The following is a 20,702-nucleotide window of genomic DNA, read 5'->3' on the forward strand; positions in this document are numbered from 1 at the left end:
TCCCTGTGGGAGCGAGCTTGCTCGCGATGGCGGAGTGTCAGTCAATATGTTGTTCACTGACATACCGCCATCGCGAGCAGGCTCGCTCCTACAGGTTTTGTGTTTAGCCTGAAATCAGGGGTAAAACGTTAGACCATCGGCTGGTGACTGGTCACGCAGTGAATCCCTCCACCACCAGCGGAGATCGCGTCGATGTCGAGTTGCACCACCTTGCGCTGCGGGTAGAGCTCGGACAGCAGGTCGAAGGCTTTGGCATCGGCTTCTTCGTCGCCGAATTGCGCAGCGATGATCGCGCCATTGATCACGAAGTAGTTGATGTAGCCGGCGGCGAAGTCCTGATTGTCTTTGCTGAACTGGCTGCTGCGCGGGTTGAGCGGCGGCGACACGGTATGCACCTGCAACTTGCGGCCATCGGCATCCGTGGCGTTTTCCAGGATGTCCAGGTGGGCGCGAGTGACCTTGTAGTCATAGGACTCGGGGTCGTTGTCGAGGTTGGCGATGACCACGCTGGGCTTGACGAAGCGCGCATAGAAGTCGACGTGGGCGTCGGTGATGTCCTTGCCCTTGATGCCCGGCAGCCAGATGATTTTGCGCAGACCCAGGCGTTCTTTCAGTTCTGCCTCGACGTCGGCCTTGCTCCAGTCGGGATTGCGATTGCGGTTGATCCAGCTGCTTTCGGTCATGATCCCGGTGCCGTGGCCATCCACTTCGATGCCACCGCCCTCGCCCACCAGCTCGCTGCGCAGGTAATCGGCCTTGGCGTTTTCGGCGACCAGGGCGGCCAGTTGCGCATCGTCCTCATGCTGCTGTTTGTTGCCCCAGCCGTTGAAGTTGAAGTCCACGGCGCCGAGGTTGCCATTGCCGTCGACGACAAAATTGGCGCCGATGTCGCGCATCCAGATGTCGTCCAGTTCGGTGATCACGAAGGTGGTGTTGTGGCTGCCGCATTTGACTTCGGCCAGGCGCCGTTCGCTCTGGCGACAGAACACGGTGACCGGCTCGAATTCGGCAATGCTGCGGGCGATCCGGCCAAGGGCGTCTTGCACGTGGGGCGTGAAGTCCTCCCAGATCGCGGCCTGTGCGCCGAAGGCGATGAAAGCCCGTTGGTGTTTGTCTCCTTCATCGGGCATGTACCACTTGCCCTTGCCGGCCGCTCGCACCGGCAGGCCGGCAAAGCCCAATCCCATGGACACCACCGCGCCCAGCCCGGCGGCGACCGATACCTGCTTGATGAATGTTCGACGTGTCGGCATGTGTTTTCCTGAAATCGAGGTTTGGCCGGCCCTCGGGCCGGCCGGTAATCATTTGACTGTAGCGGTCTTGAACTTGGTCCAGGTGCGCATGCGTGCCCGCATGTCGGCCTGGGGAATGTCCTTGCCGGGAATCAGCCGTGCGTAGGTGGCTTCATCAAGATAGATGTCCGGATTGTTGCGCATCGCGGCATCGACATCCGGGCGAGCCTTGGCGTTGGAGGTCGGGTAGCCGGTGAAGTTGCTGATGGCCGCCATGTTCTGCGGGCGCATCACGAAATTGATGAATGCGTAGGCGTACTCCGGGTGCCGGGCGTCGACGGGAATGGCCATGGTGTCCATCCACACCGTGGTGCCTTCGAGGGGAATGCGGTAGTGGAAGGTGGTTTTCTTGCCGGCGCTGTCCGACGCGCGCTGCGCCTGGGTCATGTCGCCGCTGTAGCCCAGGGACACGCACAGGTTGCCGTTGACCAGGTCGGTCACCGGTTGCGACTGGAACTTGCGAATGTACGGCCGCAGCTTCATCAGCAAGTCACTGGCCGCCGCCAGGTCCGCCGGTTTGGCGCTGCGCGGGTCGCGGCCGAGGTAGTTGAGCACCACCGCCAGCACTTCGTCCGGCGAGTCGATCATCGAGATGCCGCAGTCGGCGAACTTCGCCGCCAGTTCCGGCTTGAACAGCATGTCCAGGCTATTGACCGGCGCGTCCGGCGCACGCTGGGCGATCTGCTCGGCGTTGTAGGTCAGGCCGATGGTGCCCCAGGTGTACGGGACCGTGGCCTGGCTCGAATGCTCATAGTGCGAGCGCAATTTCTGCAACCCCGGCTCGACGTCGCTCAGGGCGGTGATTCTGGACTGATCCAGCGGTTGCAGGCTGCCGGCGCGCATCAGGCGTTCGGCCACGGTGTCGCCGGGGAAGATCAGGTCGTAGCCGCTGCCACCGGCGAGCATTTTCGCCTCCAGGGTTTCACTGCCGTCCATGACGTCGTAGATCACCTTGATCCCGGTTTCGGCGGTGAACTTGCTCAGGGTGTCCTCGGCGAAATAATCGGCCCAGTTGTACAGCCGCAGGGTTTTCTCCTCGGCGTGCAGCGCAGGCACCGCACAGCCCAGCGCCAGCCCCATGGCCAGGCACAGCTTGTTGATCGTGTTCATGTCACACCCCTTGGGTTGCCCAGCGTGAGTGAATCTGACGACCGTCCTGGGTCAACAAGGCGCCGTACATGTCCGGACGGCGATCGCGGTAGATGCCCCAAGTCAGGCGGTCTTCGCGCATGGCCGCCAGGTCCAGGCTGTGGACCAGCACGCCGGTAGTGTCACGGTCGGCTTCGGCGAACAATTTGCCCTTGTGGTTGCAGATGAACGACGAGCCGTAGAAGTTCATTTGCAGGGTCGGGTCGGTGGTCGCCGCTTCCCGGCCGACACGGTTGGCCGCCACCACCGGCAGCAGGTTGGCGGCAGCGTGACCGCGCATGGTCATCTGCCAGTGATCCCGGGAATCGAGAGTGGCGCAGCCCGGTTCGGAGCCGATGGCGGTCGGGAACAGCAGCACTTCGGCGCCCATCAAGGCCAGGCAGCGGGCGGTTTCCGGGAACCACTGGTCCCAGCAAATGCCCAGGCCGATGCGCCCGAACGCGGTGTCCCAGACCCGGAACCCACTGTCGCCGGGGCTGAAGTATTCCTTCTCCTGATAGCCGATGGCGTTGGGGATGTGGGTCTTGCGGTACACCCCCAGCAGGCGCCCGTCGGCGTCGGCCACGCTCAGTGAATTGAAGTAGGCGTTGCCGGCCTTCTCGTACCAGCTCAGCGGCAGCACCACGCCCAACTCTTTCGCCAATGCGGCGAAGCGCTGGAGCACGTGGCTGTCGCGATACTCCTCGGCCAGCGCCAGGTGTTTGTGGTGTTGCTCGATGCAGAAGTACGGCGTGGCGAACAGCTCCTGCAACAGGATCACTTGCGCGCCCTTGGCCGCAGCTTCGCGAACCAGTTGCTCGGCCTGGTCTAGGTTGTGTTTCAGGTCCCAGGTGCAGGGCATCTGGGTGGTAGCGATGGTCAGCAGTGTCATGGCATCAACCCCGCACCGGCCAGGCCGGCTGTTGCTGGGTGATGCAATGCACACCGCCGCCGCCATGGGCCAGATGGTTGATCCGCACCGGCACCACTTCGCGTCCGGGGAATGCCTGCGCCAGCACTTGGGCAGCGACCTTGTCGGCATCGATGCCGTAGGCCGGCATGATGATCGCGCCGTTGGCGATGTAGAAGTTGGTGTAGGAGGCGCAAAACACTTCGGCCTCGGTGTCCACTGCATCGGAAGCTTCATAGAGTTCGATCAGTTCGAACTTGCGGCCCTGGACATCGGTGGCCAGTTCGAGAGCGCGACGGTTTTCCCGTGCGACTGCGGCGTACACAGAGCTTTGGTCATGGGTGGCGTCCACCAGCAACACGCCGGGACGGGCAAAGGCGCACACGCCGTCGACGTGGCCGTCGGTCATATCGCCGGTCACGTAGTCCGGATCGCCCGGCAGCCAGATGGTTTTCTTCACGCCCAGAAGGCGGGTGAAAATCTCTTCGATCTCGGCCTTGCTCACGCCCGGGTTGCGGTTGGGGTTGAGCAATACCGATTCAGTGGTGATCAGCGTGCCCTCGCCGTCCACGTGAATCGCGCCGCCCTCGTTGCTCAGTGCCGTGCCGAAACACTCCAGCCCCAGATGGTTGAGCGCACGGCGGGCCAGGCTTTCGTCCAGATCGTGGGCCGACTTGCCGCCCCACGCATTGAAGCGCCAGCTAACACCGGCCAGACCTTGCTGCGGGTGGCAGACGAAGCTCGGACCGGAGTCGCGGCACCAGCTGTCGTTGACCGCCAGTTCGATCAACTCGATGTTCGGCCCGCACAAGGCCTTGGCGCTGGCGACGGCGGAAGGATCGACCACCAGTTTCACCGGCTCGAAGCGGGCGATGGCGTTGGCCACCCGGGCGAAGTCTTCTTGAACCTGTGGCAGTGTCACCCGCCAGCCTGACTCCCACAGGGTCTTGTTGTGCGGCCAGACCATCCAGGTGGCGGCGTGGTTGACCCACTCGGCCGGCATCGTCCATCCGCTGTTTTGAATTACGTTCTGCTGCATGACAAGCACCTCTGAGTTAAGTCATTGTGTTCAATGAAAACGGCCTTGGCGGTCTTTGCATGCATGCTACGGCTGGTAAAACGGGCAAACAAACGATGGATTTTGCCGACAACTGATTAGAGGAACTTATCGATATGCTCAAACACTGGCCGCCCCTGAGCACCCTGCGCGGCTTTGAAGCCGCCGCCCGGCTGGGCAGTTTTCACAAGGCCGCCGATGAGTTGCACCTCACCCAATCGGCGATCAGCCAGCAGATCCGCAGCCTTGAGGCCTACCTGGAACAACCGCTGTTCCATCGCAGCGGGCGCAGCGTCAGCCTGACCGATGCCGGGCACGATCTGCTGAGCACCACCCAGGCGTTGTTACAGCAATTGGCGGTGGGCATTCGCCGGTTGGGGCAATATCAGAAACCCAATCAACTGGTGCTCAACACCACCCCGGCGTTTGCCCGGCACTGGTTGTTGCCGCGCCTGGGGGATTTCCGTCGCCAGCATCCGCAGGTCGACCTGTGGATTTTCAGCACCGATGAAGTGCCGGACATGACCAGCCAGACCATCGACCTGGCGGTGCGCGACGACATCGCTTCCCAGGCAGAATGCAGTTTCAAGGTACTGCACGCCGACCGCCTCTACCCGGCCTGCCACCCGAGCCTGCTGGCCGTGCCGGTGGAGCAGCGCACCACCCTGCATGGCGAACGGGAAATGGACTGGAGCCACTGGGCGGTGGAATCGGGCATTGATGTGGGGCAGATGGATCAGGGGCTGAATTTTTCCGATCCGGGTTTGCTGCTGGACGCGGCCTGCACCGGGCTGGGCATTGCGCTGGTGAGCCAGTTGCTGAGTCGGCAGGCGCGGGCCACCGGGCTGTTGCAGCCAATGGTGGAGCAAACCATCCGCGGCCCGAACTGGGCGCTGCTGACCCACCGTGACAGCGAGAACATTGCGATGGCGCGGGCCTTCACCCAGTGGCTGGTCGACAATCTGGCGGCCGAGCAGCAGCCCACGGCCTGATCATTGCGCCGGAAAGGTTTGCAGGTAGGCCAGCAGGTCTTCGATTTTTTCCGGATCACTGAGGCCCCAGAAAATCATGCGGGTGCCGGGGACGACTTTCTTCGGCGCTTCGAGGTAGGCGATCAGGGTTTCGCGGTCCCAGACCAGGTTGGCGGATTTCATCGCTTCGGAATACACGTAGTCCGTGGTGACGGCGGAGTGGCGACCGATCACGCCATTGAGTTGCGGGCCGAAGGATGCGCGGGCCGACTCGCCGATCTGATGGCAGCCGCTGCAGAGGCGCTTGTACACTTTCTCCCCGGCCTGGACATCGCCCGCCGCAAAGGCAGGCGCGCTGAACAGGCCTGCGGTGAGTAGCGAAGCGAAGGTCAGTGCGGCGATTTTTTTCATGTTCCGTTTCCTGTCTGCGAGTGCTCGCTATTGGAACATGACGGCTGAGGATATCCAAAACGGTCAGGTGGGCACCGTCCCCTGCGGTAGCGAGCTTACTTCTTGCTGCGCGAGGTATTGAGCTCAATGGCCGCCTGAATCAACGCCGTCAGCGCCGCTTCATCGATCTGCTCACCCTCGCGGAGATCGATGGCACGCCGGGTATTGCCTTCAAGGCTTGCGTTGAACAGCTTCGACGGATCGTCCAGCGAAGCGCCCTTGGCGAAGGTCAACTTCACCACTTGCTTGTAGGTCTCGCCGGTGCAAATGATGCCGGAATGGGACCACACCGGCACGCCCCGCCACTTCCACTCTTCGATCACTTCGGGGTTGGCCTGGTGGATGACCTTGCGGACGTGGGCCAGGGTTTCGCCGCGCCAGTCGGCCAGTTCCCGGATTCGTTCGTCGATCAGCGCCGAGGCTTCGTTTGTTTCAACCTTGTCCGTTTTCATCACCGTTTCGACCCTCATCATGATGGTTGTGACCGATGAGGGTAGACGGTGTTCGAAGGTTTTCAGGAATCGCTGACTGACGGCGCCTGGGGCACAGGGCGCTTGCTCCCGCGCCACAGTTAATCACTCGCAGCAGGATTTTTGGCATCCTGATGAATGTCCATCAAGTTGTCATCGAATCGTCATGAACCGGGAGTCATACTCAGGCCATCCAATGCGTGCTTTAACTTTCTGCTGCCCCTCCCGGCAGCTTTTTTTTGCCTGGAATTACCCTTACAAACACTCCTGCGCCGCACGCTCGAACGTCGATGGCACGAAGGTCGACGCCAGCAGTTTGCGCTCGTACAGGAACACCTTGCCGCCGTTCGAGGCTTTATAGGTTTCCAGCACATTGTCCGCCGACACTTTGCTCGGGATGACGATGCGGTAGCTGCGCTGGGTCTGCGACACCGTTGGGTTGAGCGCATCGTGCTGCAACTTCGGCACCACGCAATGGGTGTACTCCTCCGGCGACTTGCTGGTGTGCAAGGTCATGGTCGGATTGTTCGGCGTGGCACAACCGGCCAGCAGCAGCGAGGCGAAGGCCAGGCTTGGGGCAAAAACAGTGCGCATGAATCAGGTCCTGAAAAGAAATCTACGATGGATCGGCTTGCCCGCCGCTCAATGGGCGTTGGGCTGATTAATTTGTTGTTGCGGTCAATCCGGCGGTTACCAGCGCCTTCAGCGACGCATCGAACTGTTTCAGCGCGGTCAGTTGCAGGTCGCGTTGCTGTTCGATTTGCGCGGCGATCTCGGGTGCGGCCTTGTCATGCACCCACACCGACGGCAGTTGTTTTTCCACCGCGCCTTCGGCCTTGCCGATGTACTGCAGGTTGGCGTCGTAGAACCGCGCGGCGAATCGCGCCTCGACCCGGTCGTTACGCTGGGTCAGCAACTGGTTGTGGGTATCGAGCATCACCACCACGTCCGGGTGGGCCTGTACCAGCGCATCGAGGTTGTCGTAGACCGTCACCGACAGAAAGGTGTGGTGCAGCGAGCTCATCAGCCAGTCGATGGCCAGGTCCGGATCGGAGCTGTTGACGAACGCCTGGCGAATCCGCGCATCCAGTGCGTTCTTCGCACCGTTGACGGCCACCGAGTGGTATTGCTTGAGGTATTGCAGGTTTTCCACGGTGTTTTCGCTGTACAGCACCCCGAGCGTCTGCCCGTATTGCAACCCGACCTGGCCAGCGGTGATGGGCGGCAGATGGCAGCGTGCATCTTCGGCAAAGGCCGGAGCGGTGGATGCAACGCTGCCCAGCAACAGGGCAATCGCAGCCAGTCGGGTCAAGATTTTCATCGCGCAGGTTCCTTGAGCAGCGTGTTCAATGCAGGCAATTTTCCGCCTTTGCGCAAAAAACAGAACTTGCGATTCTTGATGGTGACTATTGACTGAACCAATAGTGTGGCGGCGCCAGCGCCTGCCTCTGGCGCAAACTTACCGATCAAAGTCGAACAAGCGGCTGTGCCGGGCGCCCACGGTTGATTACAGTGGCGACTGCCCTCAAAACCTGATCAAGGAACGAAACAATGGTGACCTGCTACCTGAAATACGTGCTCGATCCCTATCAGCTCGACGCTTTCGAGCACTACGGCAAGTTGTGGATTCCCCTGGTGGAAAAATTCGGCGGCCAGCACCACGGCTACTTTTTGCCATCGGAGGGCGCCAACAACATCGCTCTGGCGCTGTTCACCTTCCCCAGCCTGGCGGAGTACGAACATTACCGGCAGCAGTCGATGAACGATCCAGAGTGCATCGCCGCGTTCAAGTACGCCGAGGAGAAGAAATTCATCCTCAGCTACGAGCGTTCGTTCATGCGGCCGGTGCTTGGCTGACTGGATCGCTGAGTCAGTCTTTTTTCAGATCCAGGCAATAGGTGAAGTAACCGGGGTCGCGCACCCAGCCCAGGGATTCATACAGGCGTTGGGCGGTGAGGTTGTCGGTGGCGGTTTCCAGGGTCATGCCTTTGCCGCCGGCCAGCTTCGCAAAATCCCGGGCGGTGTTCATCAGCAGTGTGCCGACGCCTTTGCCCCGGGCGGCAGGCGTGGTGAACAGATCACCGAGCAGCCAGGTGCGATGGGCATCGATCGAGGAAAAGGTCGGGAACAGCTGGACGAAGCCGAGGTTTTCGCCGTCGGTGTCCTGGGCAAGAAATATCACCGATTCACCCCGGGCGAGTCGCTCGGCGATGAAGGCGCGCGATTGCGCAAGATTCGACGTCTGCTTGTAGAACATCCGGTAGGCGTCAAACAAGGGGGCGATCTGGTCGATGTGCGATGCGTCGGCGCGCAGGGCCTGAATAGCCATGAGGGTGCTCCATTGCGGTCTCAAGGAATTACAGACTAGCAATGGCCACGGAACAGCGACGCACTATTTTCCTGAAAGCACCGCCGTCCCCTGTAGGAGCGAGCCTGCTCGCGATGAGGCCATCAGATTCAACAGTGAAGTTGACTGACAGACCGCTATCGCGAGCAGGCTCGCTCCTACATTGGATCGCGGGTTGCGGTCAAACGCGCACGTTACGCCCCGGCAGCGAAGTACGCTGGCTGCTCTCCCAGCCTTCGACCAACCCAACCGGCACATCCGCTGACGGCAACATCTGTGCGCCACGCACCAGATCGGAGGCGCGCTCGGCGAGCATGATGGTCGGCGCATTGAGGTTGCCGTTCGGCTCGGTCGGGAACACCGACGAATCGATCACCCGCAGACCGGCGATGCCACGCACGCGCAACTCGGAATCGACCACCGCCATGTCGTCCTCGCCCATGCGGCACGAGCCGCACGGATGGTAGGTGCTTTCCAGGTTGTCGCGCACGAAGGCGTCAAGGTCTTCATCGCTGGTCACCTGCGCGCCCGGGGCGATTTCGCCGTCACGGAAGCGGTCCATGGCTTTCTGGCCGATGATCTCGCGGGTCAGGCGAATGCAGCGGCGGAAACCTTCGCGGTCCTCTTCCCGCTCCAGGTAGTTGAAGCGAATTTCCGGATGCTCGTACGGATCGGCCGAGCGAACCCGCACATAGCCGCGGCTTTTCGGTTTGTTCGGCCCGGTCAGCACCATGAAGCCGTGGCCCTTGATCGGCTTGTTGCCGTCGTAGCGCATCGCCGCCGGCAGGAAGTGGAACTGGATGTCCGGCCAGCGCAGGCCCTTCTCGGAGCGGATGAAACCACCGGCCTCGAAGTGGTTGGTGGCGCCCAGGCCGTCCTTGAACAGCAGCCAGCGCAGACCGATCATCAGCTTGCTCAGCGGGTCCATCTTGTTGTTGAGGGTCACCGGTTCCTTGCAACCGAACTGGATGTATACCTCGGCGTGATCCTGCAGGTTCTCCCCTACTCCCGGCAGGTCGTGGCGTACGCCGATCCCGGCCTTGCGCAGGACGTCCGCCGGGCCAATGCCCGAGCGTTGCAACAGGTGCGGCGAGCCGATCGGCCCGGACGAGATCAGCACTTCGCGGTTGCAAAACACCTGGTGGGTCTGACCACCGTGGTCATACATGACCCCCACCGCACGCTTGCCTTCGAGAATGATCTGACGGGTCATCGCATGGGTGACCACCGTCAGGTTCGGACGGCCCATGGCCGGGCGCAGATAGGCGTTGGCGGTGGAGCAGCGCACGCCGTTCTTCACGGTCATGTGCATGGCACCGAAACCTTCCTGCATGTAGCCGTTGCAGTCTTCGGTCTTGATGTAGCCCGCCTCCGCGCCGGCTTCGACCCACGCACCGTACAGCGGGTTTTTCATGTGGTTGCCGTTGGTGGTGTGCAGCGGCCCGGTTTGCCCACGATAGGCGTCGCCGCCCGACTCGTAGCTCTCGGCGCGCTTGAAGTACGGCAGGCAGTTGCGATAGCCCCAGCCTTCGGCACCCAGGGATTCCCACTCGTCAAAGTCCAGCGCGTGGCCACGGATGTACACCAGGCCGTTGATCGACGACGAGCCGCCCAGCACCTTGCCCCGTGGGCAGTGAATGCGTCGGCCGTTGAGGTGGGTCTCCGGCTCGGTCTCGTAGCGCCAGTTGTACTTCTTGGTGTTCATCGGGATCGAGAATGCGCTCGGCATCTGGATCACTACGCTCTTGTCACTGCCGCCGAATTCCAGGACCAGCACCGAGGTGGCCGGGTCTTCGCTCAGGCGGTTGGCCAACACACAACCCGCCGAGCCTGCGCCAATGATGATGTAGTCGTATTTTTGTGTAGCCATTTTTTGCGTGGTCATGACTATCTCCCGACCGTCGATTCAGTGAAAACCGGCAGTGGCTGCTGTTTGTGGGTCAGCGTGTCGCCGGTGGTGTATTGCGGGGAGTTTTTCTCGATCTGCTGGATCACTGCTTCCTCGCGTTTCAGATCGATCGAGCGGCTCAGCCAGTAGTACGCCAGGCCCGATACGATCAGCCCGACCAGCCAGGCGATGTCGATGCTGCCCAGCGCCTTGGCGAGCGGGCCGACATACACTTCGCGCTGTTCAACGCCGTCGTAGATGTAGAAGAACGGGATCATCGAGATAAAGCCGATGGCATAGGCGGCGATGCCGCGCAGGCCCCAGCTGCCGTAGATGTTGCCGTGGGGCATGAAGAAGTGCGGGATGGCGTAGCGGCCCTTGCGCACAAAGAAGTAGTCGGTGAGGTTGACCGAGGTCCAGGGCACCAGGAAGTACAGCATCACCACCAGGTAGATCCCCAGCACCGACAGGCCTTTGCCGGAACTCTGGATGCTCAGGGCTACGCCCAGTTGCAGCAGGATCACGAAGCCGATGGCCAGGATGCGTGCCCTGCGGGTTGGTTCGATGTGCTTGATCGAATCGACGCAGGTCAGCGTGGTCAGCTTGGCACTGTAGATGTTCATCGCGATCACCGGCAGGAACGCCAGGATGGTGACCACCACCACCGCCGTGCCCACCAGCGGCGACACGGTGTTGCCGACTTGCCCGAGGGCCACCAGCACGTCAGTGGAGTGCAGGTGATCGGCCAGCCAGCCACCCACGGAAATCATCCACGCACCGGACAACGAAGCCCCGAGGAACACCACGGCGATCAGCTTGCCGCTGGAGGTATTTTTCGGCAGGTAGCGCGAGTAGTCCGACACGTAAGGGGCGTAGGCGATGTTGTAACTGGCCGCCGCCGCAAACTGCGCGATGAAACCGGTCCAGTTGAAACCCAGCGGCTCACGGGCCACTTCGCCTTCCGCGAGTGCCGGCAGCACCGCATCCGGCACCCAGCCCATCACCACCGCCAAGGTCACCAGGCCATACAGCGGCAACGACAGGTACAGCGCCCATTTGAAGCTGCGGTGCATCCAGTCATGGCCGAGAATCGCCAGCACCGCCGCCGGTATGGTCACCGCCACTGCGATCACTGCGGGGTTGAACCCGAACAGCGTGTGCAGCCCCTGCATCATCAGTACCAGGTTGACGATGTTGAAGCCGGCGAACACGAACAGCGTCGCCAGCAACACCAGGATTACCCCGCGATAACCGAACTGCGCACGGGACTGGATCATCTGCGGCAGGCCAAGGTGCGGGCCCTGGGAGCCGTGAAACGCCATGAACAGTGTGCCGAACATGATGCCCAGCGTGCCGGCCAGCGTGGTCCAGAGCGCGGTCAGGCCGACGCTTGGGCCAACGAAGCCGATGGTCATGGTGAAGAAGGTGAAATTGCCGAGGAACCAGAACGGGCCCTGACTGGCCAGCTTGTCAGTGCGCTCGTTCTCGGGGATGAAGTCAATCGAATGCCCCTCGACGACGGATTTTTCGTCGAGGCTGGACACGCTCGGGGCGGACTTGGCGTTAGTGTTCATGATGGACTCTTATTGTTGGAAGATCATGACGAGATAACCGCGTTCTTTCGGGTGAACGACTCCCCTGTGGCCCTGAAAATGGGACTGCTGCGCAGTCCAGCGGGAGCAAGCTCCCTCGCCACAGGTTCAGTGTTGCCCGTGCCTACCTGGCGTTGTTGCAGATGCCTTTTGATTGTGGGGGCGCGTCAGCCCGGCAGCGTGATCCACACCGCCTTGGTTTCGAGCAGGTAGTCGAGCTGCTCGGCGCCCAGGTCCTTGCCGAATCCGGACTGCTTGTAGCCACCGAACGGCATCGACGGATCGAGGGTGCCGTGGGCGTTGACGTAGACCGAGCCTGCTTTCAAGCGTGGAATCAGGCTGTGCACCTTGCCCAGGTCGTTGGAATACAGTGCCGCCGCCAGGCCGAAGGGCGAATCGTTGGCCAGGGCCAGCGCTTCTTCCTCGTCGTCGAACGGTGCGGTGACCAGCACCGGGCCGAAGATCTCTTCCTGGACAATGCGCATGTCGTTGCGGCAATTGGCGAAGATGGTCGGCTCGACGAAGAAGCCTGGGCCATCGACCGGTTGGCCGCCGTAGACCAGTTCGGCGCCTTCGGCCTTGCCGGTTTCGATGTACTCGGTCACGCGCTGCTTTTGCAGGGCCGAAACCAGCGGGCCGATGAAGCAATCAGGATCCAGGCCCGGGGCGATTTTCAGGGTGCGTGTGTAGGCAATCAGTTCGCGCAGGAACTCGTCGTAGACACTCCTATGAATATAGGCCCGTGTACCGGCGTCGCATACCTGCCCGGAGTTGAAAAACACGCCGTTGGCGACCGCTTGGGCGGCGGCCGGGATGTCGGCGTCGGCGCAGACGATGACCGGTGATTTGCCACCGAGTTCCAGGGTCAGGCGCTTCATGTCATTCAGCGCTGCGCGGCCGACAGTCTGGCCGACCGGGGTCGAACCGGTGAAGGTCAGTTTGTCGATGCCCGGGTGGGTGGCCATGGCCGCACCGACCACGCTGCCGCGCCCGGTGACGATGTTGATCACGCCGTCGGGAATACCTGCTTCCTGCACCAGTTCAGCAAAACGCAGGGCCGACAACGAAGTCAGTTCGGCAGGCTTGACCACCACGGTGCAACCGGTCGCCAGCGCCGCGCCGAGCTTCCAGGCCATGGTTTGCAGCGGGAAGTTCCACGGCACGATGGCGCCAACTACGCCCACCGCTTCCTTGCGGGTATAGGCCAGGTAGTTGCCCGGCAGCGAAGGTTCGACGGTACGCCCGTGCAGTTTGGTAGCCCAGCCGGCGAAGTAACGCAGGGTATCCACGGTGCCCTGGATGTCCACGTCCTTGGCGAAGGCAACCGATTTGCCCATGTCGATGGATTCGATTTCCGCCAGTTCAGCAGCGTTCTGCTCGATCAGGTCGGCCAGGCGCTGCATCATGCGCTCGCGTTCGGCCGGTTTGGCCTGGCGCCAGGCGCCGCCGTCGAACTGCGCGCGGGCGGCTTGCACGGCGCGGTCCAGGTCATCGGTGGTGCCCATGGGAATGCGGGTGATCAGGCCTTCGGTCGAAGGTTCGATCACATCGGAAGTCTGGCCGTCGCTGGCTTCGACCCAGGCGCCGCCGATGAACATTTTCTGGACCTTGCTGAGGAAGGTCTGGGTGGCTTCGCTGACGCCGAATTTTTGCAGGTAACTTTTGACGATCGTGTCCATTTTTGTTCTCTCTGCCCGGCAGTCAGAGCCTGCCGGGTCACTGGTTTCGATGATCAGGCTGATGCGGCTTCGCTCTCGGCGGCTGCCCGCACCTTGCCACGCTCGTGGAAGATGAAACCGATGCTGTTGAGCAACAGTTGCGCGGCCAGGATCGAGGTCATGCCGGTCGGGTCGTAGACCGGTGCCACTTCCACCAGGTCCATGCCGACGATGTTGCCTTTGCTGCGCTTGGCCAGGGCCTGGATGATTTCCAGCACTTCGTAGTAGAGGAAGCCGCCGTGGCTCGGGGTGCCGGTGCCGGGGGCGATGGACGGGTCGAAACCGTCGATGTCGATGGTGATGTAGTAGTTGATGTCCTGCGGGATCAGCGCCAGCACACCCTCGACGCCAAGGCGACGCACGTCACGCACTGAGAGGATTTTCGAGCCGGCTTCATGGGCCGCTTCATAGTCGTCGCGGTTGGACGACGACACGTTGCGGATGCCCATCTGGGTCATGCCGACAATGTGGTTCATTTCCGAGGCGCGGCGCAGCGGGTTGCCGTGGCCGTAGCGAACACCGTGGCGTTCGTCGACGAAATCCAGGTGCGCATCGAAGTGAATGATGTGGATCGGGCCGCGGCCTTCGAAGGCCTTGATCACTGGCGCGTGCACTGAGTGGTCGCCGCCGAGCACCACCGGCATCACGCCGGCGTCGAGGATCTTGCGCACGGCGTATTCGGTGTTCTTGTTGCTGGTGACCATGTCGGTGTGGACGATGTCGGCATCACCGACGTCGACCATGCGCACGTCCGATGCGGTGAGGTACATCACGTCATCTTCGTGATCGTAGGCGCCAGCGTGGCCGAAGGAAAACAGCGTCGATGCTTCGCGAATCCCGCGTGGTCCGAAGCGTGCGCCGGAGCGCCACTGGGTGCCCATATCGTTGGGCACGCCGAGCACCGCGACGTCGGCATCCAGTGCATCCCAATCGGTGCACACCGGGGATTTGCCAAAGGTGCAATGACCTACGAATGGCAGGTTCAGGCGACCGGATTCATAACCGTTGTTCGACATTTCTAGCCTCTCCACTTCTTGTTATCGGCTTGGCGGACTGCAAGGCGACCGCCGTTGGAAAGACTATGGGCGCAGGTTTTCGTGGAAAAAATGCTAAACATCAGATACTCATATCGGTATTGCCGATGCATCCACAGGCCGGAGGTCAAAGATGATCCAGCTGCACGATGTCGACCTGAAACTGCTCAGGGTGTTTGCCACGATTGTCCGCTGCGGCGGCTTTTCCGCTGCGCAGGCGGCGCTCAATGCCGGGCAGTCGACCATCAGCGAACAGATGACCCACCTGGAAACCCGTCTCGGGGTCAAACTCTGCCAGCGCGGGCGCAGCGGCTTTCGCCTGACCGAACAAGGGGTGGCCATTCATGAAGCCACCCAGCGCCTGCTGTCGGCGGTGGAAAACTTCTGCATGGACGCCGACGTGCTCAAGCAGCACATCAGCGGCAAGCTCAACCTGGGGATCATCGACACCACGATCACCGACCCCGACTCACCGATTCCGCGCACCACCCAGCGCTTCGTTTCACGGGGCCATGACGTGCATCTGAACGTGTACGTCGGCACCCCGGCGGAACTCGAAGAACGGGTGCTCGACGGTCGCCTGCACCTGGCCATCGGGCACTTTCCGATCCATGTGCCGGGGTTGCTGCAATCACCGCTGTACCAGGAAGCCCTGGGTTTGTATTGCGGCCGGCGTCACCCCTTGTTCGGCAGCCACGCCGAAGGTGAGGAACTGCTCGAAGAAGTCGCTGCCGGGCGCATCGTCGTGCGCGGCTACATGCAGCAATACGACCTCGAACACCTGGGCGTGAGCAAGGCGGCCGCCACCGTGGACAACATCGAAGCCACCGCGATCCTGATCATTTCCGGCGCCTACCTGGGTTTTCTGCCTGAGCACTTCGCCGCCCAGTGGGTCAAGAGCGGCGAGATGCACCAGTTGGCCCCAGGGAGTCTGCGTTTGAAATCGCCATTCGACGTGATCACCCGACGCGGCGCGGCACCGCCACCGATCCTCCAGGCGTTCCTCGAGGACTTGGCCGCCAGCGCCCGTAAAACCGGCAAGCCGTGATGTGACACTCGCCAAATTCAAATTTTGCCGGGCATACTGATTCGGTTCGCCAACCTTGCAGGCCCGTCATGCGCATCCACGTCACCTTCATCGACCGCGTCGGCATCACCCAGGAAGTGCTGGCCCTGCTCGGTGGTCGCAGTTTCAACCTGGACGCCGTGGAGATGGTGCCGCCGAACGTCTACATCGATGCGCCGACCCTCGGCGCCGAGGTGCTGGAAGAGTTGCGCGAGGCACTTTTCGACGTGCGCGGCGTGCAAGCGGTGACCATGGTCGACATCCTTCCGGGGCAACGCCGGCGCCTGCAACTGGACGCGTTGCTGGCAGCCAGTTCCGACCCGGTGCTGGCGGTGGATGACCGCGGTCATGTGCTGCTGGCCAACCCGGCGCTGATCGCCCTCTGCGGCCGCGAACCGGCTGGTGAATCGCTGACCGCGCTGTTCGACGATGCCGATTTGCAGCGCACCTTGATCGCTCAGCATTTCCGCCTGCCGATGCACGAGGTCAGTCTCGGCGGCCAGACGCTGCTGCTCGACGCGATGCCGATCACCGACGCCGGCGCGCTGCTCACCCTGTATCAACCCAGTCGCATTGGCGAACGCCTGTCGGCGCTGCACCATGACCATGCCGAAGGCTTCGATGCGCTGCTCGGCGAATCGCCGCCGATCCGTGCGCTCAAGGCCCGCGCCCAACGGGTGGCGGCCCTCGATGCGCCGTTGCTGATCCAGGGTGAAACCGGCACCGGCAAGGAGCTGGTGGCCCGCGCCTGCCATGCCATCAGCCCACGGCACGATGCGCCGTTTCTGGCCCTGAACTGCGCGGCGCTGCCGGAGAGCCTGGCCGAAAGCGAACTGTTCGGCTACGCCCCCGGTGCCTTCACCGGCGCGCAACGGGGCGGCAAGCTCGGCCTGCTGGAACTGGCCGACCAGGGCACGGTGTTCCTCGATGAAGTGGGGGAAATGTCGCCCTATCTGCAGGCCAAGTTGTTGCGTTTCTTGAGCGATGGCTGCTTCCGTCGGGTCGGTGGCGACAAAGAGGTTCGGGTCAATGTGCGGGTGCTCAGCGCGACCCACCGCGACCTGGAAAAAATGGTCGCCGAAGGGCGTTTTCGCGAAGACCTGTTCTACCGTCTCAACGTGCTCAACCTGCAAGTGCCGCCGCTGCGCGAGCGTGGTCATGACATCCTGCTGATGGCCAATCACTTCATGCAACAGGCCTGCGCGCAGATCCAGCGACCGCCGTGTCGTTTGGCACCGAGCACCTTCAGCGCCCTGCTCGGCAACCGCTGGCCGGGCAACGTGCGGCAACTGCAAAACGTGATCTTTCGCGCAGCGGCGATTTGCGAAAACCCGCTGGTGGACATCGACGACCTGGACATCGCCCGCACCGCCGTTGAGCGGCAGAACGACGGCGAAGTCGGCAGCCTGGAAGAGGCGGTTGGCGACTTTGAGAAGAACCTGCTGGAACAGCTTTATCGCAGCTATCCGTCCAGCCGGTTGCTGGCGGCGCGGTTGCAGACGTCCCATAGCGCCATCGCGATTCGATTGCGCAAGTATGGGATTCCCGCCAAGCCCTGAGTGATCTGTCGGAACACATTCCCCTGTAGGAGCGAGCCTGCTCGCGATAGCGGCCTGACAGTCAACATACATTTCGACTGACACGCCCTCATCGCGAGCAGGCTCACTCCTACAGTGGACTGTGTTGCATCTGCACTTTTCGTCTGCAAATCGATACAGCGTAGCGAAATCAAGACAAAACCTTTCCCACCCGCAATTACGGCGTCTGCGCCCACTGCCCTGCTTGTCTGTATTGATTTCAATACGAATGGAATCTTTCGCACTTAATAAAATCACTTCAAGCCATTGATTTAAAACAAATAAAAAACATTGGCACCGCCCTTGCTATCACTCCTGCAACCCCGCTCGTCGTCCCGCCACGAGCCTTAAAACAATAAGGAGTTGATATGAGCCAATTGCGTTTTACCGTCGATCACGAATGGTTGCGCCTTGAGAGCAATGGCCTGGTCACCGTCGGCATCACCGCGTTTGCCCAGCAGGCGTTGGGGGATGTGGTGTTCGTTCAAGTGCCTGAACTGGGCGCCTTCGATGCAGGCGCTGAAGTGTCGGTGCTGGAATCGGTGAAGGCCGCCAGCAGTATCGGCATGCCGCTGGACGGTGAAGTGGTCGAGATCAACACGACGCTGGAGAGCACCCCGGAACTGGTCAACGAAGACCCATTGGGTGAAGGCTGGTTCTTTCGCTTCAAACCGGTCGATGCCCTGGCGTTGAGCGATCTACTGGATCAAGACGCCTATGAACGCCTGACCGCAGAACACGCCGACGCTTGAAGCCCCCTGGGCATTTCCCGAATCCGCAAAAGGACCACACCATGTTCAGCAAGCACGACCAGATCAAAGGCTATGACGACGAACTGCTGGCGGCGATGAACGCCGAGGATGCGCGGCAGGAGCACCATATCGAACTGATTGCCTCGGAAAACTACACCAGCCAGCGGGTGATGGAGGCACAAGGCAGCGGCCTGACCAACAAGTACGCCGAAGGCTATCCGGGCAAGCGTTACTACGGCGGCTGCGAGCACGTCGATGTGGTCGAGCAACTGGCCATCGATCGCGCCAAACAGCTGTTCGGCGCCGATTACGCCAACGTCCAGCCGCACTCCGGCAGCCAGGCCAACGCCGCGGTTTATCTGGCCCTGCTGCAAGCCGGCGACACCGTGCTGGGCATGAGCCTGGCCCACGGCGGTCACCTGACCCACGGGGCCAAGGTGAGTTTTTCCGGCAAGCTGTACAACGCCGTGCAGTACGGCATCGACACCACCACGGGCCTGATCGACTACGACGAAGTCGAGCGCCTGGCGGTCGAGCACAAGCCGAAGATGATCATCGCCGGGTTCTCGGCCTATTCGAAGACCCTGGACTTCCCGCGCTTCCGTCAGATCGCGGACAAGGTCGGCGCGTATTTCTTCGTCGACATGGCCCACGTCGCCGGCTTGGTGGCGACCGGTCTGTACCCCAATCCCCTGCCCTACGCCGACGTGGTCACCACCACCACCCACAAGACCCTGCGCGGCCCCCGTGGCGGTCTGATTCTGGCCAAGGCCAACCCGGAGCTGGAGAAGAAGCTAAACGCCGCGGTATTCCCCGGCGGTCAGGGTGGCCCGCTGATGCACGTGATCGCCGCCAAGGCCGTGTGCTTCAAGGAAGCGCTGGAACCAGGCTTCAAGACTTATCAGGCACAAGTGATCCGCAACGCCCAGGCCATGGCGCAAGTGTTTATCGAGCGCGGTTACGACGTGGTGTCCGGCGGTACCGACAACCACTTGTTCCTGGTCAGCCTGATCCGCCAGGGCCTGACCGGCAAAGACGCTGACGCCGCCCTCGGCCGTGCCGGCATCACCGTGAACAAGAACGCCGTGCCCAACGATCCGCAATCGCCGTTCGTGACCTCCGGCCTGCGCATCGGTACGCCGGCGATCACCAGCCGTGGCTTCAAGGAAGCGCAAAGCATTGCCCTGGCCGGCTGGATCTGCGACATCCTCGATCACTTGGGCGATGCCGATATCGAGGCCAATGTCGCCCGGCAGGCGGCCGCCCTGTGCGCCGACTTCCCGGTCTACCGCGACTGAGCACACAACACAAAACCCCTGTAGGAGCGAGCCTGCTCGCGATAGCGGTGGATCAGTCGCTATTCATATTGACTGATACGACGCTATCGCGAGCAGGCTCACTCCTACAGGTTCTGCGCCCTGTTGCACAAGGAAAGCATCATGAATGCCATTGTCGAATCGACCGGCAAGAGCCCGGCCAAAGTAGAAATCGGCACCAAACTGCGCGGAGCGGAAAAGGTCGCGCGGATTCCGGTGAAGATCATTCCCACGGATGAATTCCCGCGCAAACCGGACTGGATTCGCGTGCGCATGCCGATCTCTCCCGAGGTCGACCGGATCAAGCAGCTGCTGCGCAAGCACAAACTGCACAGCGTCTGCGAAGAAGCTTCGTGCCCGAACCTCGGCGAGTGTTTTTCCGGTGGCACGGCGACTTTCATGATCATGGGCGACATCTGCACCCGTCGCTGTCCGTTCTGCGATGTCGGCCATGGCCGGCCCAAACCGCTGGACGCCAACGAGCCGATGAACCTCGCCGTGGCCATCGCCGAGCTGCGCTTGAAGTACGTGGTGATCACCTCGGTGGACCGCGACGATTTGCGCGACGGCGGCGCCCAACACTTTGTCGATTGCCTGCGGGAAATCCGCAAGCTGTCCCCCGGCATTCAACTGGAAACCCTGGTGCCGGATTATCGCGGACGCATGGACGTGGCCCTGGCAATCACCGCCAATGAGCCGCCGGATGTGTTCAACCACAACCTGGAAACCGTGCCGCGCCTGTACAAGGCTGCACGGCCGGGTTCGGACTTCGAGTGGTCGCTGGACCTGCTGCAAAAGTTCAAGCAAGCGGTGCCCCATGTGCCGACCAAATCCGGCCTGATGCTGGGCCTTGGCGAAACCGACGAGGAAGTCATCGAGGTCATGCAGCGCATGCGCGAGCACGACATCGACATGCTGACCCTCGGCCAATACCTGCAACCCTCGCGCAGTCACTTGCCGGTGCAGCGCTTCGTGCACCCGGACACCTTTGCCTGGTTCGCCGAGGAAGGCACGCGCATGGGCTTCAAGAACGTGGCGTCCGGGCCGCTGGTGCGTTCGTCCTATCACGCCGATCAACAACTTCATGGAGGTACGGACGGTTTCAAGCCATGATGGAATGACTGGTCATGCATG

The 20,702-nt window shown here is 61.8% G+C and carries 20 protein-coding genes; 7 read left to right on the forward strand and 13 right to left on the reverse strand.

All coding sequences use genetic code 11. The annotated features are described in order from the left end of the window. Positions 1-128: 128 nt before the first annotated feature. From KGB07_RS02990 to KGB07_RS03005, 4 genes are read right to left on the reverse strand one after another with little or no spacing between them, the layout of a single operon-like run. On the reverse strand, positions 129-1,253 hold the full coding sequence (locus tag KGB07_RS02990) for an agmatine/peptidylarginine deiminase (RefSeq protein WP_223464491.1): 1,125 nt from the start codon (positions 1,251-1,253) through the stop codon (positions 129-131). 48 nt (positions 1,254-1,301) lie between these two features. Further along, entirely contained in the window at positions 1,302-2,402 is a 1,101-nt protein-coding gene (locus tag KGB07_RS02995) for an extracellular solute-binding protein (RefSeq protein WP_046037941.1), read from the reverse strand. A 1-nt stretch (position 2,403) separates the two neighbouring features. Then, positions 2,404-3,312 carry an N-carbamoylputrescine amidase gene (gene aguB, locus KGB07_RS03000; protein WP_046037935.1) on the reverse strand — a complete coding sequence of 303 codons (909 nt, stop codon included), beginning with the start codon at positions 3,310-3,312 and terminating at the stop codon, positions 2,404-2,406. 4 nt (positions 3,313-3,316) lie between these two features. After that, positions 3,317-4,369 carry an agmatine/peptidylarginine deiminase gene (locus KGB07_RS03005; RefSeq protein ID WP_046037932.1) on the reverse strand — a complete coding sequence of 351 codons (1,053 nt, stop codon included), beginning with the start codon at positions 4,367-4,369 and terminating at the stop codon, positions 3,317-3,319. Between the two features lie 134 nt (positions 4,370-4,503). Between KGB07_RS03005 and KGB07_RS03010 the strand changes: the two genes are divergently transcribed. Next, positions 4,504-5,379 carry a LysR substrate-binding domain-containing protein gene (locus KGB07_RS03010; protein WP_223464493.1) on the forward strand — a complete coding sequence of 292 codons (876 nt, stop codon included), beginning with the start codon at positions 4,504-4,506 and terminating at the stop codon, positions 5,377-5,379. Here KGB07_RS03010 and KGB07_RS03015 read toward each other — a convergent pair whose 3' ends face one another. The 4 genes from KGB07_RS03015 to KGB07_RS03030 all read right to left on the reverse strand — a co-directional run bounded on the left by KGB07_RS03015 (position 5,380) and on the right by KGB07_RS03030 (position 7,599). Further along, complete coding sequence (locus tag KGB07_RS03015; RefSeq protein WP_223464500.1) at positions 5,380-5,769, reverse strand: c-type cytochrome; 390 nt, start codon at positions 5,767-5,769, stop codon at positions 5,380-5,382. Between the two features lie 95 nt (positions 5,770-5,864). After that, positions 5,865-6,260 carry a DUF1801 domain-containing protein gene (locus KGB07_RS03020; protein WP_223464502.1) on the reverse strand — a complete coding sequence of 132 codons (396 nt, stop codon included), beginning with the start codon at positions 6,258-6,260 and terminating at the stop codon, positions 5,865-5,867. Between the two features lie 273 nt (positions 6,261-6,533). Further along, positions 6,534-6,872: a hypothetical protein gene (locus KGB07_RS03025; RefSeq protein WP_223464504.1), complete on the reverse strand. Its 339-nt coding sequence runs from the start codon at positions 6,870-6,872 to the stop codon at positions 6,534-6,536. A gap of 67 nt (positions 6,873-6,939) precedes the next feature. Continuing rightward, positions 6,940-7,599, reverse strand: a complete 660-nt coding sequence (locus tag KGB07_RS03030; protein ID WP_223464506.1) for an ATPase — start codon at positions 7,597-7,599, stop codon at positions 6,940-6,942. A gap of 230 nt (positions 7,600-7,829) precedes the next feature. Between KGB07_RS03030 and KGB07_RS03035 the strand changes: the two genes are divergently transcribed. Then, a complete protein-coding gene (locus KGB07_RS03035) occupies positions 7,830-8,135 on the forward strand; it encodes an NIPSNAP family protein (RefSeq protein WP_046037921.1) in 306 nt (101 codons plus the stop codon). Between the two features lie 13 nt (positions 8,136-8,148). Here the strand turns inward: KGB07_RS03035 and KGB07_RS03040 are convergent, their stop codons facing one another. The 5 genes from KGB07_RS03040 to speB all read right to left on the reverse strand — a co-directional run bounded on the left by KGB07_RS03040 (position 8,149) and on the right by speB (position 14,839). After that, positions 8,149-8,607 (reverse strand): GNAT family N-acetyltransferase, encoded by a 459-nt coding sequence (locus KGB07_RS03040; RefSeq protein ID WP_046037920.1) that lies wholly within the window; start codon positions 8,605-8,607, stop codon positions 8,149-8,151. A 199-nt stretch (positions 8,608-8,806) separates the two neighbouring features. Next, the gene (betA, locus tag KGB07_RS03045; protein WP_223464567.1) at positions 8,807-10,495 is read right to left on the reverse strand and encodes a choline dehydrogenase; all 1,689 of its coding nucleotides are present in this window, start codon (positions 10,493-10,495) and stop codon (positions 8,807-8,809) included. A gap of 17 nt (positions 10,496-10,512) precedes the next feature. After that, a complete protein-coding gene (locus KGB07_RS03050; protein ID WP_046037919.1) occupies positions 10,513-12,087 on the reverse strand; it encodes a purine-cytosine permease family protein in 1,575 nt (524 codons plus the stop codon). A gap of 185 nt (positions 12,088-12,272) precedes the next feature. Continuing rightward, entirely contained in the window at positions 12,273-13,784 is a 1,512-nt protein-coding gene (locus KGB07_RS03055) for an aldehyde dehydrogenase family protein (protein ID WP_223464508.1), read from the reverse strand. A gap of 53 nt (positions 13,785-13,837) precedes the next feature. Continuing rightward, the gene (speB, locus tag KGB07_RS03060; RefSeq protein WP_046037917.1) at positions 13,838-14,839 is read right to left on the reverse strand and encodes an agmatinase; all 1,002 of its coding nucleotides are present in this window, start codon (positions 14,837-14,839) and stop codon (positions 13,838-13,840) included. 151 nt (positions 14,840-14,990) lie between these two features. Between speB and KGB07_RS03065 the strand changes: the two genes are divergently transcribed. The 5 genes from KGB07_RS03065 to lipA all read left to right on the forward strand — a co-directional run bounded on the left by KGB07_RS03065 (position 14,991) and on the right by lipA (position 20,681). Further along, a complete protein-coding gene (locus tag KGB07_RS03065) occupies positions 14,991-15,905 on the forward strand; it encodes a LysR family transcriptional regulator (RefSeq protein ID WP_046037916.1) in 915 nt (304 codons plus the stop codon). A 68-nt stretch (positions 15,906-15,973) separates the two neighbouring features. Beyond that, entirely contained in the window at positions 15,974-17,482 is a 1,509-nt protein-coding gene (locus KGB07_RS03070) for a sigma-54-dependent transcriptional regulator (protein ID WP_223464510.1), read from the forward strand. Positions 17,483-17,868: 386 nt separating this feature from the next. Next, complete coding sequence (gcvH, locus tag KGB07_RS03075) at positions 17,869-18,252, forward strand: glycine cleavage system protein GcvH (RefSeq protein WP_046037912.1); 384 nt, start codon at positions 17,869-17,871, stop codon at positions 18,250-18,252. Between the two features lie 41 nt (positions 18,253-18,293). After that, complete coding sequence (glyA, locus tag KGB07_RS03080) at positions 18,294-19,550, forward strand: serine hydroxymethyltransferase (RefSeq protein WP_223464511.1); 1,257 nt, start codon at positions 18,294-18,296, stop codon at positions 19,548-19,550. 141 nt (positions 19,551-19,691) lie between these two features. Beyond that, positions 19,692-20,681, forward strand: a complete 990-nt coding sequence (lipA, locus tag KGB07_RS03085) for a lipoyl synthase (RefSeq protein WP_223464512.1) — start codon at positions 19,692-19,694, stop codon at positions 20,679-20,681. Positions 20,682-20,702: the final 21 nt, after the last annotated feature.

This window comes from Pseudomonas sp. GL-RE-26 (assembly GCF_019956275.1).
Taxonomy (GTDB): domain Bacteria; phylum Pseudomonadota; class Gammaproteobacteria; order Pseudomonadales; family Pseudomonadaceae; genus Aquipseudomonas; species Aquipseudomonas grandcourensis.